Here is a 16990-nt window from a genome sequence, read left to right as displayed (position 1 = left end):
CATCTACCCGACCTTCAAGACGTACCACGTGGCGGGCACCAAGTTCGACCAGTACGACCCGGTCGCCGGCCGCCTCCGCGTGACCTGCCACGTGACCTGACGCGCTTCAGTGCTTGAGCGTGTCCTTGGCCTTCTGCGCCGTCTGCTTGGCGTCGCCCTTGGCCTGCTCGGCGCGGCCCTTCATCTCCAGGCTCTCGTTGCCCACGGCCTTGCCCGTGGCCTCCTTGGCCTTGCCCTTGGCGGTCTCTGCGGCGTTCTTCGCCTTCTTACCGGCGGACATCCGACACCTCCTGGTCTGTCTCTCTTACCCGTGCGACTTCCCTGGATTCCCGCACATACTCACGGGTGCGGCTTGCGCTGCTCCTCGCGGCCGATGCCCGGACCCTGCCGCTTGGCGGAGCTGCCGTGCGCGTCCTCCGCCGACGACTCCTCCCGGCGCAGCGTCGCCTCCTCCGCCTGGCGCCTGGCCTCCGCGTCACCCGCCTCGCCCTCGGCCCCGGACGGTGTGGTCCGCGGGGGCTCCTGCCGACGGTCCTGCTCGCTGCCGTGCCTGTCGTGGTGGCTCATGGTCCTCTCCCTGACGCCGCTGGTACGCGCCCCGGTCGCCGCCGGTGGCACGAGGTGCTGCTGCCCGCCGACGCCCGGCCGAAACGCCGTGTCTCAGGACCTTTCGGGCAGCTCCCGAGGTGCGGCCGGGCGGCCGGGGCGGGTCGGGCGGACCGGACGGGTCGGGCGGCCGGGGCGGGTCGTCACCACCACCACGCCCGCGAGCAGCACCACGTTCTTGACGACGAACTCGCCCACCAGCGTGAGCAGCAGCGGATTGGCGTGGGCGAACGCCACCGACGGCGTGAGGACGAGTACCGCGAAGGTGCCGCAGAGGTGGGCGGCGAGCACCGGCAGGGCGACCGCCCGGGCGCGCCCCGACACCAGCCAGAGGCCGAGCGCCACCTCGCCCCAGCCGAGCGCGGGCACGAACCAGCTCCCGGCCGGGAACGGCACCACCGCGACGACGAGCGCGGCCGCCGGGCTGAGCCCGATGACCTTGAGCACCCCGAACCAGACGAAGACTCCGCCGAGGCCGGCCCGGAGCGCGCCGAGACCGTACTGGTGGAGCCGGGGCGCGAGCCGGTCGAAGAGGCCGAGGGGTGCCGACGGGCCGGGGCCCGGCGCGGGCGCCCCCGGGGCGGAGGTCGTGGCGGCAGGTATCACCTGGGAGGAAACGGTCATGCGCGGGCATCTCCATCACGAGTCGACGCGGGGGCCGGGCGGGGCCGGGCGGGGCGGATCGAGGCCGAGTGGGGCGGAGCCGGGCGGCGGACCGCTCGGATCGCGCCGAAATCACGGCAGGAGGGGCGGACGCCGTGGGGTCACGCTAACCACCTCCCGAGCACCCCCGCGACGCCCATCGCTTCCTTGCATACCTGCGATGGAAGAAGTCGATCGGGCGTTGCCGGACGCGATCAAATCTCGCCAGCCTGAGCACTGTTCGAGTTTGTGTTTGATCCACGGACCCGGACCGCGTCCATCCGCTCCCGGCACCATGCGAAGGAATCCACGGATGTCCCACCGACCCGCCGCCCCCGCCTCCACCACCACCCCCGCGGCCCGCACCGCCCTCACCCGGCGCCGGGTACTCACCACGTCCTTCGCCGCGGCCGGGGCGCTCGCCCTGCCCGGCGCCGCGGCATGGGCCGTCCCCACCAGCTTCGAGGCGGAGACCCGCACCGGCCGCCGTGCCCCCGGGGCGGTCGCCGACCCCAGTGTCGTCATCCGCTGGAACCAGGCCGCGATGGACGCGATCCTCGGCCGCTACCAGGCCGCCGGCAACCGCTTCGGCCCCGCCACCGTCAACGCCCGCGCCCTCGCGATCATCCACAACGCGATCTACGACGCCTGGGCCTGCTACGACCGCTGTGCCGTCGGCACCCGCTTCGGCGGCGCGCTCCGCCGGCCGCGCTCCGAGCGCACCCTCGACAACAAGAACGAGGCCATCAGCTACGCGGCCCACCTCGCCCTGCTCGACCTGTACCCCGAGTACAAGGTCGCCGTCGACAACATGCTGCGCTCCCTCGGCCACGACCCCGAGCTCACGAACCCGCGCCGCAACAGCCCCGCCTGGATCGGCCGCCGCACCGCGCAGGCCGTCCTCGACTACCGGCACGACGACGGCGCCAACCAGCTCGGCACCCCCGCGTACGCCGACACCACCGGTTACCAACCGCGCAACACCCCGCAGGTCGCCGGCGCCTTCGACCCGGCCACGGTCACGGACCCGGCGCACTGGACCCCGCTGATCGTCGGCGGCAGGACGCAGCGCTGCCTCACCCCGCAGTTCGCGGTGACGAAGCCCTTCGCCCTGACGAGCCCCGACCAGTTCACGGTCGCCGCCCCGCCGCCGTACCCCTCCGTCCGGATGACCGCCGCCATCGAGGAAGTCCTCGACATCAGCGCCAACCTGACGGACGAGCAGAAGGTCATCGCCGAGTTCTGGCTCAACGACGACGTCACCCCGCCCGGCGCCCAGCAGATGTGGGGACGGTACGTCTCCGCCCGCGACGGCCACGGCGTCGACGAGGACGCGCAGATATTCTTCGGCCTCAACATGGCCGAGTGCGACGCCGCCATCGGCTCCTGGGCGGTCAAGCGCGACTACGACTTCGCGCGGCCCTCCACCCTCATCCCGTTCGACCGGCGCGGCCGGCAGATCCGCTCCTGGGGCGGCCCCGGCCAGGGCACCGTCACCATGGACGGCCTCGACTGGCAGGCGTACGTGGCCGTCCCGCCGTTCCCGGCCACCGTCTCGGGACACAGCACCTTCTCCGGCGCCGCCGCCGAGTTCCTGCGCCGCTTCACCGGCTCGGACTCCTTCGGCGACTCGTACCGCTTCAAGGCGGGCGCCTCCACCGTCGAGCCCGGCCTCACCCCGCGCACCGACGTCGTCCTGCACTGGCCCACCTTCAGCGAGGCCGCCCGGCAGGCCGGCATCTCCCGGGTCTACGGCGGCATGCACTGGAGCTTCGACAACGAGCCCGGCATCGAGATGGGCCACCGCATCGGCAGGGTCGTACACCGCCAGGCCATGCGCTACTTCGGCGGCACCCACCGCTGACCGCCGACGGGAGCGACCCGGCGCCGTGCTGCGCCGTGCCGTGCCGTGCCGTCCCGGCACCGGCCAGCGCACCACCGCCTCCGCCGCCTCCGCTCCCGCCGCACCCCGCCGTCCCGGCCTGCCCCGCCCCGCCCCGCCAAGGAGAGAACCCCGTGAGCAACCAGACCCAGACCCCCGCGGGCGCGGCGACCCCGCCCGCCCGCAGCCGCTGGGCGGGCGGAGCCCCGCCCTTCCCCGGCGGCCGGCCCGCCGCCCTCGGCACCCTCGCCACCGTCGTGTCCCTGGTGATCCTGGTCGCCCTCGGCGAGGCCGCAGGGCAGCTCCTGATGATCGCCCCGCTCGCCGCCACCGCCATGATCATCTGCAGCACCCCGGTACTGCCCCCGGCCCAGCCCCGGGGCGTGATGCTCGGCCAGGTCGGCTCCGGCGTCCTCGGGATCGCGGCCGTCGCCCTGTTCGGCGACTCCCTATGGGTGGCCGCCGTCGCCGCCGGACTCAGCGTCGGCCTCATGCTGCTGCTGCGGGCCGTCCACGCCCCCGCCGCCGCCACCGCCGTCCTCGCCGTCCTCCAGGACCCCGCCCCCCTGAGCTTCCTCGTCCTGCTCGCCGTCGGCAGCGCCCTGCTTGTCCTCGTCGGCCTGCTCGCCTCCCGCCTCGGCGTGATCGGCACGTACCCGACGTACTGGTGGTGACCCCGCCCACCGGCGGCGACCGACCCCATCCGTTTCCCTCACCCTCAACGGAGCGCCCGTGAACCGAGACCGACTGCTCGTCAGCTGCGAGCGAATCACCGAACAGCTTCGGACCCCCGCGGCCGGGGACGAGAACACGGTCCTCGTCGAGATCACCGACGGCGGCAGCACCCTGGGCCGCATCCCCGGCTCCGTCCGCCTCGACTGGACCGGCGACCTCCAGGACCCGGTACGCCGGGACCTCATCGGCCCCGAGGCCTTCGCCGCACTCCTCGGCCGCCACGGCATATCCGCCGACCACACCGTCGTCCTCCTCAGCGGCAACAACAACTGGTGGGCCGCCGCCGGATACTGGCAGTTCCGGCTGTACGGCCACCGGGAGCTGCGCATCCTCGACGGCGGCCGGCTCCGCTGGGAGGCGCTCGGCGCGCCCCTCACCCAGGACGTACCCGAACGGCCGGCGACCACGTACCCCGTACCGTCCGTCGACGAGACGATCCGCGCCCGCCGCGAGGACATGCTCGACCACATCGGACGCCACCAGCTCCTCGACGTCCGCTCGACGGAGGAGTACCTCGGGCAGAGCAACACCCCGCCCGGCGTGCCCGAGGACCTCGGTGTGCGCTGCGGGCACGCGCTGTCCGCCGAGCACATCCCCTGGCACACCGCCGTCCACGCCGACGGCACGTTCCGCGCCGACGAGGAGCTCGCCCGCGCCTACGCCGGTGTCCGCACCGACGTCCCGACCGTCGTCTACTGCCGGGTCGGCTGGCGCTCCGCCCACAGCTGGTTCGTCCTGCGGGAACTCCTCGGGCTCCCCGACATCCGCAACTACGACGGAGCCTGGCGCGAGTTCGGCTCCCTCATCGGCGCCCCCATCGTCAACGGCCCCAAGGCCTGGGGCCCCGACGGCATCCCGTCCATCGTCGCCCAGCGCGACGCCGCATCGGAGGTCCGCGCCCATGCCTGACGTCACCGTCTTCCGCAACGTGCTCCGCGACGGCTTCGACCAGACCGACCTGCCCTGGGTGCCCTGGGCGGAACCCGGCCGCGTCGGCGTCGAGTACGTCGTGCTGTGGGGCCCCGACCCGGCCGGGGACGAGGACTCCGCCTCGCTGCTGCTGCGGTTCCCGGCCGGCGCGCACGGCGACTTCCACGAGCACCTGGGCCACGAGCTGATGCTCGTCCTCGACGGCACCCTCGACCACAGCGACGGACGCCGCTTCCACCGCGGCGACCTCGTCGTCGAGGAGCCCGGCACCCGGCACCAGATGTCCAGCGCCGAGGGCTGCACGGTCCTCGCCGTCCGCGCCCGCCCCGCCGCGCCCCGGACCCCCGGGACCGGCGAGATCACCACCGGCGTCGGCGCCGGAACGCCCGCCGCCTGAGCCCGACACGAGGCCACCGGGCCCGGTGCGGTCCCGGCGGCTTCGGCCCGCGCCCGAGCGCGGGCGCACCCCGCACGGGCCCGGCCACCCCGGCGCGCCCCGAGCGCGGGCGCGCCCCGCATCCCGCACAGTCCCAGCGGTCTCGGTACGTGCCCATGAGCCCGCGACCCCGTAGTCCCCGCGGTCTCCGTTCGTACCCCTGAGCCCGCGCCCCGTAGTCCCCGCGATCTTCGGCATGTCCCGTGTGCCGTGCGCGCCCGTACGAGGCCCTTCCGTACTCCCGCCCGTCCGCACCCTTCCGGAGAGAGACGTCATGACCCCGTCCGTACGGCCTCAGCCCCTGCGCAGTCCCGAGCCCTCCCGCCGGGTGCTGCTCACCACCGGTTCCTCCGACGCCCACACCTGGAACCTGGTCCACCTCCAGCTGTTCCTGGAGGAGCACGGGCACTCGGTGCTCAACCTGGGGCCCTGCGTCCCCGAGCAGCTGCTCGTCGACACCGCCCGGATGACCAGCCCCGACCTCGTCGTCCTCTCCTCCGTCAACGGCCACGGCCACCAGGACGGGCTGCGCGCCGCCCGCGCCCTGCGCGCCGACCGCAAGACCCGGTCCGTCCCGATGGTCATCGGCGGGCTCCTCGGCATCTCCCCCGAGGGCGCCGCGACCCGTACCGCCGAACTCCTCGGCGCCGGATACGACGAGGTGTACGCGGACGGCACCCCGCCCACCGCCCTGCTCAGCAGGCTCGCCGGCCTGGGCGGCGCGTGTACCGGGCGGGCCGCGGCTTGACGACCTCCGCCCCGCCCCCGCTCGCCCCCGGCGATCTCGGCGCCTTCGTCCAGGAGTCGGCCGAGGCCGGCGAACTGGTCGTCCAGCCCCGGATGGGCATGGTCGGGCCCGAGGACATGGCCGGCGGAGTCGCCGCCGTCGCCGCGCTGCCCGAGCGGACCGTCGCCACCCTCACCATCGACAGCTACACCCGCGTGGGCGACCACGCCGCCGCCACCGCCGCCCTGCGCGCCGGCCGGCCCCTCAACGGGTTCCCGCTGGTCAGCCACGGCCCCAGGACCACCGCGCGGGTCGCGGCCGCGGCCGGACGCGCCGCTCCCGTCCAGGTCCGGCACGGCTCCGCCGACCCGATGGCGATCTTCCGCACCATGGCCGCCGCCGGGCTCGCCGCCTCCGAGGGCGGCCCCGTCTCGTACTGCCTGCCCTACGGGCGTACCCCGCTGGCCGAATCCGTCGCCGCCTGGCGCGACTCCGTCCAGTTCCTCACCGAGGAGAGCCGCGCGCACGGCCGCAGGGCCCACCTCGAATCCTTCGGCGGCTGCCTCCTCGGCCAGCTCTGCCCGCCCTCGCTGCTCGTCGCCGTCTCGGTGCTGGAATGCCTCTTCTTCACGGCCAACGGGGCGACGAGCGTCTCCCTCAGTTACGCCCAGCAGACCCACCCCGCCCAGGACACCGGCGCCCTCACCGCGCTGCGGCTGCTCGCCGACGAGTTCCTGCCGCCGTCCGTCGACCGCCACCTCGTGCTCTACACGTACATGGGCGTCTACCCGAAGACGGTGCCCGGCGCCCGGATGCTGCTGCGCCGCAGCGCCGAACTCGCCGTACGCGGCGGGGCGCAGCGCCTCATCGTGAAGACCGAGACCGAGGCGCACCGCATCCCGACCGTCGAGGAGAACCTGACCGCCCTGCGGATCGCCGCCGACGCGGCCCGCACCGCCCCGCGCGGCCCGCACCCGGGGGCGGGGGCCACCGGCGAGGCCGACGCGGAGGAGATCCTCGCCGAGGCCCGCGCCCTGGTCACCGCCGTCCTCGCGCTCTCCGACGACCTCGGCGTCGCCCTCCTGAAGGCCTTCGACCGGGGCCTCCTCGACGTGCCGTTCTGCCTGCATCCCGACAACCGGGGCGCCGTCCGGTCCACCGTCGCACCGGACGGGCGCCTGCAGTGGACGGACCTGGGCGCGCTGCCGCTGCTCACCACCAGCAGGAGGACCGTTCCGATGACCTCGCGCCAGCTCTCCGGCATGCTCGGCCGGGTCGCCCGTGAGCACGACCGGGCGGCGGCGGCGAACCCGCCGCCCGAGCCGGCGCCCCGCGAGCTCCCGGCGCCGTCCGCGGCGCCGCTGCGGATCGCGTTCGTCGGGATGGGCCCGCGCGGCCTCTCCGTACTGGAGCGGCTCGCGGCCCGCTGCGCCGCCCGGCCGCCCGCGCGGCCGATCGAGGTGTTCGCGGTGGATCCGTACGAGGCGGGGGCCGGACGGATCTGGCGGACGGACCAGTCGCCCTGGTTCCTGATGAACACCCCGGCGCAGGAGGTGACCATGTTCTCCGGGCCCGCCGACGACGGACCGCACCGGCCGGGCGCCGGGCCAAGCCTCGGCGCGTGGTGGGCCGAGGACGACCCGGCGGGCGCGGAGCCCGAGGGGTACGCGCCCCGGGCCGTCTACGGCCGCTACCTGACGTACGTCATGCGGCGGATCGAGGAGACCCTGCCGCACGGGCTCACCGTCCACCGCGTCCCCGCCCGGGTGATCTGCGCCGACCGCGCGCCCGGCGAGCGCGGGCAGGACGCGGCCCCGCACCGGCTGCGGCTGGACCGCGGGGACGTCCTCACCGTCGACCGGGTGCTCCTCGCCACCGGGCACCCGGTCAACGAGCTGGACGCGGACCAGCGCGCCTGGAAGCGGTTCGCCCGCGAACACAGCACCCCCGCCCGCCCCGTCCGCTACATCGCGGGCGGCTCCGCGAACGAGATGCCGCTCGCGGAGATACCGGCAGGCGCGCGCGTCGGCATCCTCGGCATGGGGCTCACCTTCTACGACATCCTCACCGAGCTCACCCTCGGCCGCGGCGGTACCTTCACCGAGGGCTGCGACGGCCTGCTCTACCTGCCGAGCGGCAAGGAGCCCCGCATCCACGCGGGTTCACGCGGGGGTGTGCCCCTGCTCACCCGGGGCGCCAACCAGAAGGGCCCCGAACACCGCTACCGAGCCCGGCTCTTCACCGCCGAACGGATGGCCGCCCTCCGCGCCGAGGCCGCGCCGCTCGACTTCGAGCGGGAGGTGCTGCCCTGGCTGCTCGCGGAGGTCAACCTCGTCCTCCTCGCCACCCGGATCCGCCAGGTCCACGGCCCCGAAGCGGCCGACGAGTTCACCGAGCGGGGGACGCAGGCCCTCGCGGACCGGCCCGACCGGGTCGACCGGCCCGACCGGCCCGACCGACCCGACCGGGTCGACCGGGTCGACCGGCCGGATCTGCGGATCCTGGAACGGCTCGCCGCCGCGTACCGGATCGACTCCCGGGCGCTCACCGGCCTCGACGCGCTCGCCCGCCCGTTCGGCGGCCGCCGCTTCGGCTCCCCGGCCGAGTACCACAAGGTGCTCACCGAATGGCTGCGCGCCGACCTGTTCGAGGCCCGCCAGGGCAACACCGACGGCCCTCTGAAAGCGGCCGCCGACGTCCTGCGGGACGTCCGGCAGACCATCCGTACCGTGGTCGACTTCGCCGGGCTCACCCCCGCGTCCCACCGCTGGTTCCTCACCGAGTTCGCCCCGGTCGCGGCGATGGTCTCCACCGGGCCCCCGCCGCTGCGCTCCGAGCAGTTCCTCGCGCTGCTCGCGGCCGGGGTCCTCGAACCGGTCGGCCCCGGCGCCCGGTTCGGCGCCGATGCCGTCGAGGGGCGGTTCGCGGTGGAGTCGGCCCAGGTGGAGAACTCCTGGGTCCCGCTCGACGTCGTCGTGGACGCCCGGGTACCCGGCACCGACCTCGCGGCCGACCGGGACCCGCTGATCCGCGGCCTGATGGTGGACGGCGAGATCCGCACCTTCACCAACGCGGCCGACGGCGCGGGGGAGTTCGCCACCGGCGGCCTCGACTGCACCGACTCGCCGTTCCATCCGGTACGGGCGGACGGCACGGTGGACGCCACCACCCATGTGCTCGGCATCCCCAGCGAGCACACCCGCTGGTTCACCCAGGTGGGCAGCGGCCGGCCCGGCCCGTGGGGCTCCTTCACCCGCGACGCGGACGCCGTCGCGGAGGCGCTGGCCGGCGGTGCGCGGTGAGCGTCGCCGGCCGTACGGACCGCCCGTCCGCCGCCCACGAGGAGTACCGGGCCGCGCGGGACGGGCTGCTGCGGCTGCGCGGCGACCGTGAGGCGGCCTGCGCCGCCTTCCGGTGGCCGCGGGCCGAGCACTTCAACTGGGCCCTCGACTGGTTCGACGTCATCGCCGAGGGCAACGACCGACCGGCCCTCGAACTCCTCGGCCACCCGGGGCCGGACGGCGGTGTCCCCGTCGTCGACCGGCTGACCTTCGCCGAACTCGCCGCCCGGTCCGACGCGTTGGCGACGGCCCTGCGCGACCTCGGAGTCGTACGCGGAGACCGCGTCCTGATCCTGCTCGGCACCCGCGCCGAGCTGTGGGAGACCCTGCTCGGCTGCATCAAGCTCGGCGCCGTCGTCGTCCCCTGCTACCAGGACCTGACCCGCGCGGAGGCGGCCGACCGGATCACGAGGGGCGCCGTCCGGCACGTGGTCGCCGCGCCCGAACCCGCCGAACTGCTCGACGGGTTGCCGGTGCCGGGGCTGCGGATGGCACCCGGCGTCGAGGGCCGGGCGGGCTGGGTCCCGTACCCCGACACCCGCCGTCCCGGACGGCCCCGGTTCGTCCCGGACGGGCCGACCCGGGCCGCCGACCCGTCCTTCTGCTACTTCACCTCCGGGACGACCTCCCTGCCCAAGCTCGTCGAGCACAGCCACGCCGGGTACGGCGTCGGGCACCTCTCCAGCCTGTACTGGAGCGGACTGCGCCCCGGCGACCGCCACCTCAACCTCTCCGCGCCCGGCTGGGCCAAGCACTCCTGGTCCAGCTTCTTCGTGCCCTGGGCGGCGGAGGCCACGGTCCTCGCGCCCCCGGACGGCGGCCTCCCGCCCGCCGTCCTGCCCGGCGTCCTCGCCGCGCACGGCGTCACGAGCTTCTGCGCGCCCCCGAGCGCCTGGCGCTCCCTCCTCCCGTACGTGACCGGTGGCGCGGACGCCCCGGCGCTGCGCGAGGCGACGGCGGCGGGGGAGCCCCTGACGGCCGAGACGGTGGAGCGGATCGAGACCGCGTGGGGGGTACGGGTACGGGACGGCTACGGCCAGACGGAGGCGACCGCGCTCATCGGCCGCGCCCCCGGCACCCCGGAACCGCTCGCCCCGCTCGGGCACCCGCTCCCCGGGTACCGGATCGTGCTGCGCGACCCGGAGACGGGGGAGACGGGCGGGAGCGGGGAGGTCTGCGTGGACCTGACGGAACGTCCACCCGGCCTGATGCTCGGGTACGCCGGGCTGCCCGAGCGCACGGCCGAGGCCTTCGCCGGCGGTCTGTACCGCACGGGGGACCGGGGCGAGCGGTGCGCGGACGGCTCGATCCGGCTGCTCGGCCGGATGGACGAGGTCTTCAAGTCGTACGGCCACCGGGTCTCCCCGATGGAGATCGAGGCGGTCCTGCGCACCCACCCGGAGGTGGCCGACGCGGCGGTGGTGCCGTGCGAGGACCCGGAGGGCGGCCTCGCGCCGTACGCGGTCGTCGAACTGCGGACGGCGGCGGGCGCCGAGCCGGAGCACGGGCGCGTCGCCGCGGAGCTCCTGGCCCTCGCCGCGGACCGGCTCGCGCCGGTCTTCGTACCGCGCGGCGTCGAGGTGATCGCCCACCTCCCCCGCACCCGCTCGGGCAAGGTACGCCGCGGCGAACTACGCCCGAACGTCTGACGGGCCCGCGGGGCGGGGACGGGGCCAGGAGCCGTCCGGGGCGGCAGGCCCCGGGCCCGCGAGCCGCCCCCGGACCTGCCCCAAGCCCGTCCGCCCCCCGCCGGCCAGGCGTCACGCCCTGACCGGCTCCCTCTCCGCCGTGCGCAGGAGGACCTCCGCCACGCCCCTGGCCCGTACCGCCGCCTCCGGTGTGCCCTCGCGGAGGGCCGTCACGATCGCGCCGTCGCCGAGCAGGGCGAGCTGGCGGGCCAGGGCCTCGTGGTCGCGGTAGCCGCCCTCGGCGAGCAGCCGGTCCAGGACCGCGATGACCTTCTCCTTGTGCTCGGCCGCCACGTGGTGCGCGGGGCTGTCCGGATCGGCGGTCTCGACCATGGTGTTGATGAAGGCGCAGCCCCGGAACGAGGCCGCCGCGAAGCGTTCCGCGAGGCCGTCGAAGAGCGCGAGCGGCAACTCCTGCGGGGAGCGTTCGCTGACCGCGATCCGGCCGTCGAACCAGGCCCGCCACATGCCGTCGCGGCGCCGCAGGACCTCGACGACCACGTCGTCCTTGCTGGGGAAGTGGCGGTAGAAGGAGGCGCGGCCGACTCCGGACTCGGACAGGATCCGCTCGATGCCGACGGCCCGGATCCCCTCCTCGTAGAACAGACGCTCCGCCGCGCTGAGGAGCCGTTCTTTCGCGTTCGTGGCCATAGCAGACGGTACCACTCGGTGCCGTATCGGTGATCCCGGTGCGGCGGAGCGGAGTGGTGGCGTCCCGTTGCGTTAGACGGAACCGATCAGTACCGTCTCGATGGTACCGATCAGTTCCGTCTTGGTCCGGCTCAAGGAGAGCTCCATGCCCCGCCTGCCCCAACTGACCGTCGAGACCGCCAACGAGGAGCAGCGCGAGCTGCTCGAAGGCACCCTCAAGCAGCTCGGCAAGCTGCCCAACCTCTACGCCGCCCTCGCCAACGGCCCCGCCGCCCTCCGCGGTTACCTCGCCATGCGCGAGGCCCTGGTCGGCGGCAGCTTCAGCGCCCGGCAGCGTGAGCAGCTCGCGCTCTACATCGCGCAGCGGAACGACTGCACGTACTGCGTCTCCGCGCACACCCTGCGCGGCGGCAAGGTGGGCCTGAGCGAGCAGGAGCTGCTCGACACCCGCCACGGCGGCGACGCCGGCGACCCGCACATGGACCAGGTGCTCCGCTTCGCCGGTGCCGTGATGGCCACCGGCGGCCGCGTCACCGACGAGGCCCTCGCCGACGCCCGCGCCGCCGGGGTCACCGACGCGGAGATCGCGGAGATCGTCGGACACGTCGCGCTCAACGTGCTGTCGAACTTCTTCAATCACGTAGCGCAGCCGGACTTGGACTTTCCGTTGGTCCCGGCGCACCTCGCCGAGTAGAGTCTTCGCGGCCGAGCAGGGGTGCCGGGCGCGACGAGGCGTCCGGCACCCCTCGCGGCTTTCAGACCGACTGGGGCGATCGAAACGGGTGGCCGACCAACCACCCGGTGCGAGGAACTGCCGCCTGCGCGCGGCAGGGGGGAATTCACGTGGACATCGACGCAAGAACCCTTCGGACCTTCCGCGAGGTGACCCTGACCGGGTCCTTCACCGGGGCGGCACGCCGTCTCGGGTACTCACAGTCCAGCGTCACGGCACAGATGCGCGCCCTGGAGAGGCAGGTGGGCGAACCGGTCTTCGAGCGGCTCCCCAACGGCGTCAGGCTGACCCACTCCGGCACCGTCCTGTGCGACTACGCGCGCCAGATCCTCACCCTCGTCGGCGAGATGGAGACCGCCCTGCGCAGGCCGTCCGCCAACCCGCCGCGCCTCACCGTGGGCATCGTCCCCGCCCTGGCGTACGGACAGCAGCTCGCCCGGGTCACCCACATGGGGCGGCGGCTCCTCTCCGGCGTCCAACTCGCCCTGCGCGTCATGGGAACCGCCGAGGTCCACGACGCCTTCCGGTCCGGAGCGATCGACGGCGCGCTCGTCCTCACGGTCGTCGACGCCGACGACCCGGCCGTCCGCTTAGCGGACCAGCTGCACACCGAGCGTTCCGACGACCTGACAGAAGTGCGGCTCCAGGAAGTCGAGTTCGTCCCCGTCACCGGCGTCGGCCACCGACGCGGCGGCCTCGGCCGCCAGGTCGTCATCGCCGACCCCGACTGTCCCTCCCAGCGCTGGCTCCCCGAGTTCCTCCGACTGCGCTGCGACAGCCCTCCCGAGATCCACGAACTCGGCTCCATGGCGGGCGTGCGCGCCGCCACCCAGTCGGGCCTGGGCTGCGCCATGCTGCCGATGGCCCTCGCCGCCTCCCACCAGGAGGCCGGCGGTCTGCGCCCCCTCCCCGGTGTGCCCCGGATGCGGTGGAACGCCTCTCTCGTCCTCGGCCGTTCCGACACCCGGCCCGCGCTCGACTGGCAGAACCTGACGGAGACGCTCCGCCGGGCGACGGCCCTCTCGGCGATGCACCCCGACGATCCCGACCCCGCGCGCCCGGTCGACGTCCTCGGCGGAGAAGCCGCCGCACTCGACCCGGACCCGAGCATCGCGTCCTGATCCGCGATCGTCGGCCTTCCCCCTGAGAGCAGGGTGAGGCCCGGTGTCGGACACGGGGGATCTCCGGCACCGGGCCTCTGTTGAATATTGTACGAGACATGGAGAGGTGACGTGCACACCCGGGCCGGCCGCCGCTCCGGCCCCGCGTGCCCCCTGTCCGAGGCGCGGCAGAACGGGCGAACAGGGGACGTACGGGGTAGAAGTCCTCTGAGACGCGGATGCGGCCGCGGCGAAGCCCTCGCCCCCCCGGCCGCGCCGCCCGTGACGCCGAGGAGGCCCGCCATGGACGGCAGAAGCACAGGATTCGTGCACTCCTTCAACCGCGCCGGCGGGTACGGGTTCGTCGTCCCCGTCGGCTCCGACGAGCAGGTCTACTTCAGCGCCGCGGACATCGAGGGGGAGGGGCACTCGCTCTCCGAGGGGCAGCAGATCTCCTTCGTCCTCGTCCTGGGCGACGGCCGCTTCGAGGCGAAGGAACTCCGCGTCTGAGGCCGCGCGGGCACGGCCCCGCCCCCGGCCCGGTCAGACGCCCGGCGCCGCAGGGAGCGCGTCCATGAAGGAGCTGACCGAGAACACCGCGCGTCCCGGGCCCGCCGGACCGTATCCGGGCGGCGCGGTCAGCCCGTGCTCCTCGAGCGTCGCCGTGTACGCCTCGAGGAGGCGCAGGTGGTACTCGAGCGGCGCGCCGTCCGGGTTCTCACGGCCCAGCGGGGTCGTCGGCTCCGGGCACCAGGTGGTGAAGCGGGGGGTGATCCCGCGCGACATGAAGAACCGCAGGCCCTCCCGGGTGGAGGCGATGGCCTCGTCCACGGTCAGGAAGCCGGAGGGGCGGGCCATCTCGACACCCGCGACGAAGTTCGGGATGACGTTGCGCGGCCCGAAGACCTCGGCCGAGTCCAGGATGCGGCGGTGCCACTCGTCCCGGCCGATGTACCGCTCCTTGCCGGGGCAGTACAGCTCGAAGAGCCGGCGGTCCCACACCTCGTAGTTCGGGTGGTAGATCCGGATGCCGTAGTCGTGGAAGCGCTGGACGTCCTCCTTCGGCAGGGCCTGGGCGACGACCTTGCCGATCCAGCGGCCGGGGAAACGCTCCTCGATCGCGCGCGCGTACTGGCCGTAGAAGTCCGCCTCGTCCTTCCCGCCGACCTGGGAGGTGACCGCCCCGCCGGTGAGGGTGTACGCGGTCGACGTACGGGCCGTGTCGTGGCGGTCGATGATCTCCAGGGCCTCCAGGACCTCGTCGACCGGCTTCACCCCGGTGTACGGGCGGCCCGCCGCCTTGTGCTGGCGCCAGTTGTGGTTGATGTCGCAGTACTGGCACTCCTCCTTGGCGCCGAAGTACTGGCAGACCCGGAAGACCGTCAGATAGATCAGATAGCCCCACTGGATGGTGGGCGCGACCTCCATCACGGACTTGCCGTTCGTCAGCGGGTGCCGGTAGTACTCCGGCATCGGCGGCAGGCCGACGTCGGCGATCCGGACCCCGTCGAGGAACAGCGCGAGCGTCCCGTCGGCGTCCGGCGCCACCCGGTACGGGGACGAGGGGTTGACCCGTACCGACACCACCGTGCGGCGCAGCCCGTACGGCCCGCCGGTGAGGACGATCTCCTCCGGCGGGCGGTTCAGCGCCGCCTCGCCGAGCTCCGGCAGCGTGCGGTGGTCGAAGGAGAAGATGAAGTACGACTTCGGCTTCACCTCGCCCCCGTCGTTGCCGGTCAGCGCGGACGGGTCGAAGGCGAGCCCGCCGCGCAGCAGGTCCTCCTTGAACACGGCCTCCGGAGGGATCCCGGGGAAGCGGTCCATGAGGGATTCCACGACAGCGGTACGGGTCGGGGCAGCGCTGGACACAGGCGGATCTCCAGTGGTGAGAGACGACGGAGCCGACACCTTCACGCTACGCGCGCGTGCCTCCGGGACGGCGACCGGGACCCCGGGTGATGCTGGACGTGCCACGATCCGCCCACCCGGACCGACGCCAGGAGAGCACCCATGAGGATCAACCTGACCAGTCTTCTCGTCGACGACCAGGAGAAGGCCCTGCGCTTCTACACCGACATGCTGGGCTTCCGGAAGAAGACGGAGGTCCCCCTCGGCGACCACCGCTGGCTGACGGTGGTCTCGCCGGAGGACCCCGACGGCGTCGAACTGGTCCTGGAGCCCGACGTCGCCGTCCCCGCCGCCCGGACGTACAAGGCCGCCCTGGTGGAGGCCGGCATCCCGCTCACCTCCTTCGCCGTGGACGACGTGCGCGCCGAGTACGACCGGCTGAAGGGGCTCGGCGTCCGCTTCACCCAGGACCCGGTGGACATGGGCCCGGTCACCGTCGCCATCCTGGACGACACCTGCGGCAACCTGATCCAGATCGCCCAGTACGCGTAGGAGGGGCCCCCATGACGACCCCCGAGCATCCCCCGGTCCCGCCGACCCCCATGGACACGGTCACGCTGGAGCGGCACATCGCCGCCGACCCGGAGGCCGTCTTCCGTCTCCTCACCGACCGTGGGAGATGGCTGTCCTGGATGGGCGTCGACGGCACGTTCTCCTTCGAGCCGGGCGGTGCCTACCGCACCCGGGTCACCGGCGACAGCGTCGCGTCCGGCCGTTTCATCACCGTCGACCCCCCGGCGCGGCTCGTCTTCAGCTGGGGCTGGGAGACCGGCCCCACGGCCGGCCCCACGGCCGTCCCGCCCGGCTCCAGCACGATCGAGCTCACCCTCAGGCCCACCCCGGACGGCACGCTCCTGCGGCTGATCCACAGCGGCCTGCCCTCCACGGAGGCCTGCGAGGCCCACGCCGAGGGCTGGCAGCACTACGTCGACCGCCTCGCCGCCCGCGCCGAGGGCGCGGACCCCGGCGAGGACGGCTGGACCCGGTATCCCGGAGGCTGAGAGCCGGCGGGCGCGCGGCCGGGGTGGGGGCCGACCGCGTGCCCACCCGGCGCGCCGCCGTACGGCTACCGCGCCCCGTACGGCTACCGCGCCCCGTACGGCTACCGCGCGCCACCCGCCCGGCGCGTCAGGCGCCCACCGGTACCGGCACCGGCGTACGAGCCGGAGCGCCCGCCCCGAGCTCGCGGACGAGCCGCAGCCCGAGGCGCAGGTACGCGGCGAGGTCCGCCCGGGGCGCCTTGCGGACGAGGTGGCGGATCGCCTGCATGGCCTCCCAGGCGGAGGCGTGCGCCAGGGACCCGCCCCAGCCGTCGCCGAGACCGTCCCACAGGTACGCGCTGAACCCGAGCTGGAGCGCCCCCGCCCGCCGCCGCTCCTCCTCGTGCGCGTCCAGGGCCCTTACGAAGAATCGTTCCGCCTCGACGGGGGGAAGCGCGGACCGGATGATGCGCAGGTACGGCGCCACGAGCGACGCGACCTCGGGGCACTCCCCGCCGGGAACGACCGGGTCGGCGGGAACGACCCGGTCACCGGGAACGACCCGGTCACCGGGAACGGGTGCCGTGATGGGCTCGCATGTGTGAGTCATGAACCCATCGATACGTCATCT

The 16990-nt window shown here is 74.1% G+C and carries 18 protein-coding genes; 12 read left to right on the top strand and 6 right to left on the bottom strand.

Annotated features, from left to right (window positions below; translation table 11 throughout):
• Positions 1-106 precede the first annotated feature (106 nt).
• The 3 genes from ABT034_RS23580 to ABT034_RS23570 form a co-directional block, all read right to left on the bottom strand.
• A complete protein-coding gene (locus ABT034_RS23580) occupies positions 107-280 on the bottom strand; it encodes a CsbD family protein (protein ID WP_351218292.1) in 174 nt (57 codons plus the stop codon).
• 59 nt (positions 281-339) lie between these two features.
• Positions 340-567 (bottom strand): hypothetical protein, encoded by a 228-nt coding sequence (locus tag ABT034_RS23575; RefSeq protein ID WP_351218290.1) that lies wholly within the window; start codon positions 565-567, stop codon positions 340-342.
• Between the two features lie 93 nt (positions 568-660).
• A complete protein-coding gene (locus ABT034_RS23570) occupies positions 661-1230 on the bottom strand; it encodes a DoxX family protein (protein WP_351218288.1) in 570 nt (189 codons plus the stop codon).
• A gap of 331 nt (positions 1231-1561) precedes the next feature.
• Here ABT034_RS23570 and ABT034_RS23565 point away from each other — a divergent pair, with 331 nt between their 5' ends.
• From ABT034_RS23565 to ABT034_RS23535, 7 genes are all read left to right on the top strand, one after another.
• Positions 1562-3112, top strand: coding sequence for a vanadium-dependent haloperoxidase (locus tag ABT034_RS23565; RefSeq protein WP_351218286.1), 1551 nt, complete (start codon positions 1562-1564; stop codon positions 3110-3112).
• Positions 3113-3264: 152 nt separating this feature from the next.
• Positions 3265-3804, top strand: coding sequence for an HPP family protein (locus ABT034_RS23560; RefSeq protein WP_351218284.1), 540 nt, complete (start codon positions 3265-3267; stop codon positions 3802-3804).
• A 58-nt stretch (positions 3805-3862) separates the two neighbouring features.
• Positions 3863-4774 carry a sulfurtransferase gene (locus ABT034_RS23555; protein WP_351218282.1) on the top strand — a complete coding sequence of 304 codons (912 nt, stop codon included), beginning with the start codon at positions 3863-3865 and terminating at the stop codon, positions 4772-4774.
• Entirely contained in the window at positions 4767-5192 is a 426-nt protein-coding gene (locus ABT034_RS23550; RefSeq protein WP_351218280.1) for a cupin domain-containing protein, read from the top strand. Before ABT034_RS23555 ends, ABT034_RS23550 begins: the two co-directional genes overlap by 8 nt.
• Before the next feature lie 313 nt (positions 5193-5505).
• The gene (locus ABT034_RS23545; RefSeq protein WP_351218278.1) at positions 5506-5979 is read left to right on the top strand and encodes a cobalamin B12-binding domain-containing protein; all 474 of its coding nucleotides are present in this window, start codon (positions 5506-5508) and stop codon (positions 5977-5979) included.
• Positions 5976-9260 (top strand): FAD/NAD(P)-binding protein, encoded by a 3285-nt coding sequence (locus tag ABT034_RS23540; protein ID WP_351218276.1) that lies wholly within the window; start codon positions 5976-5978, stop codon positions 9258-9260. Before ABT034_RS23545 ends, ABT034_RS23540 begins: the two co-directional genes overlap by 4 nt.
• Complete coding sequence (locus ABT034_RS23535) at positions 9257-10948, top strand: acetate--CoA ligase (protein WP_351218274.1); 1692 nt, start codon at positions 9257-9259, stop codon at positions 10946-10948. Before ABT034_RS23540 ends, ABT034_RS23535 begins: the two co-directional genes overlap by 4 nt.
• A 111-nt stretch (positions 10949-11059) precedes the next feature.
• Here ABT034_RS23535 and ABT034_RS23530 read toward each other — a convergent pair whose 3' ends face one another.
• The gene (locus ABT034_RS23530) at positions 11060-11638 is read right to left on the bottom strand and encodes a TetR/AcrR family transcriptional regulator (RefSeq protein ID WP_351218272.1); all 579 of its coding nucleotides are present in this window, start codon (positions 11636-11638) and stop codon (positions 11060-11062) included.
• Positions 11639-11783: 145 nt separating this feature from the next.
• Here ABT034_RS23530 and ABT034_RS23525 point away from each other — a divergent pair, with 145 nt between their 5' ends.
• The 3 genes from ABT034_RS23525 to ABT034_RS23515 all read left to right on the top strand — a co-directional run bounded on the left by ABT034_RS23525 (position 11784) and on the right by ABT034_RS23515 (position 13981).
• Positions 11784-12332: a carboxymuconolactone decarboxylase family protein gene (locus ABT034_RS23525; RefSeq protein WP_351218270.1), complete on the top strand. Its 549-nt coding sequence runs from the start codon at positions 11784-11786 to the stop codon at positions 12330-12332.
• A 107-nt stretch (positions 12333-12439) separates the two neighbouring features.
• Complete coding sequence (locus tag ABT034_RS23520) at positions 12440-13492, top strand: LysR family transcriptional regulator (protein WP_351218268.1); 1053 nt, start codon at positions 12440-12442, stop codon at positions 13490-13492.
• A 282-nt stretch (positions 13493-13774) separates the two neighbouring features.
• Positions 13775-13981, top strand: a complete 207-nt coding sequence (locus ABT034_RS23515; RefSeq protein ID WP_351218266.1) for a cold shock domain-containing protein — start codon at positions 13775-13777, stop codon at positions 13979-13981.
• A 33-nt stretch (positions 13982-14014) separates the two neighbouring features.
• On the opposite strand, the gene ABT034_RS23510 is transcribed toward ABT034_RS23515, so the two are convergent.
• Positions 14015-15295: a radical SAM protein gene (locus ABT034_RS23510; protein WP_351218298.1), complete on the bottom strand. Its 1281-nt coding sequence runs from the start codon at positions 15293-15295 to the stop codon at positions 14015-14017.
• A gap of 186 nt (positions 15296-15481) precedes the next feature.
• Between ABT034_RS23510 and ABT034_RS23505 the strand changes: the two genes are divergently transcribed.
• The gene (locus ABT034_RS23505; RefSeq protein ID WP_351218264.1) at positions 15482-15871 is read left to right on the top strand and encodes a VOC family protein; all 390 of its coding nucleotides are present in this window, start codon (positions 15482-15484) and stop codon (positions 15869-15871) included.
• Between the two features lie 11 nt (positions 15872-15882).
• Positions 15883-16380, top strand: a complete 498-nt coding sequence (locus ABT034_RS23500; RefSeq protein WP_351218262.1) for an SRPBCC family protein — start codon at positions 15883-15885, stop codon at positions 16378-16380.
• A gap of 127 nt (positions 16381-16507) precedes the next feature.
• On the opposite strand, the gene ABT034_RS23495 is transcribed toward ABT034_RS23500, so the two are convergent.
• On the bottom strand, positions 16508-16969 hold the full coding sequence (locus tag ABT034_RS23495) for a hypothetical protein (protein ID WP_351218260.1): 462 nt from the start codon (positions 16967-16969) through the stop codon (positions 16508-16510).
• Positions 16970-16990 lie beyond the last annotated feature (21 nt).

This window comes from Streptomyces sp. NPDC002773 (genome assembly GCF_040295605.1).
Lineage (GTDB): Bacteria > Actinomycetota > Actinomycetes > Streptomycetales > Streptomycetaceae > Streptomyces.
The sequence above is the reverse complement of the archived record's forward strand: the minus strand, read 5'-3'. Positions and strand labels throughout refer to the sequence as shown.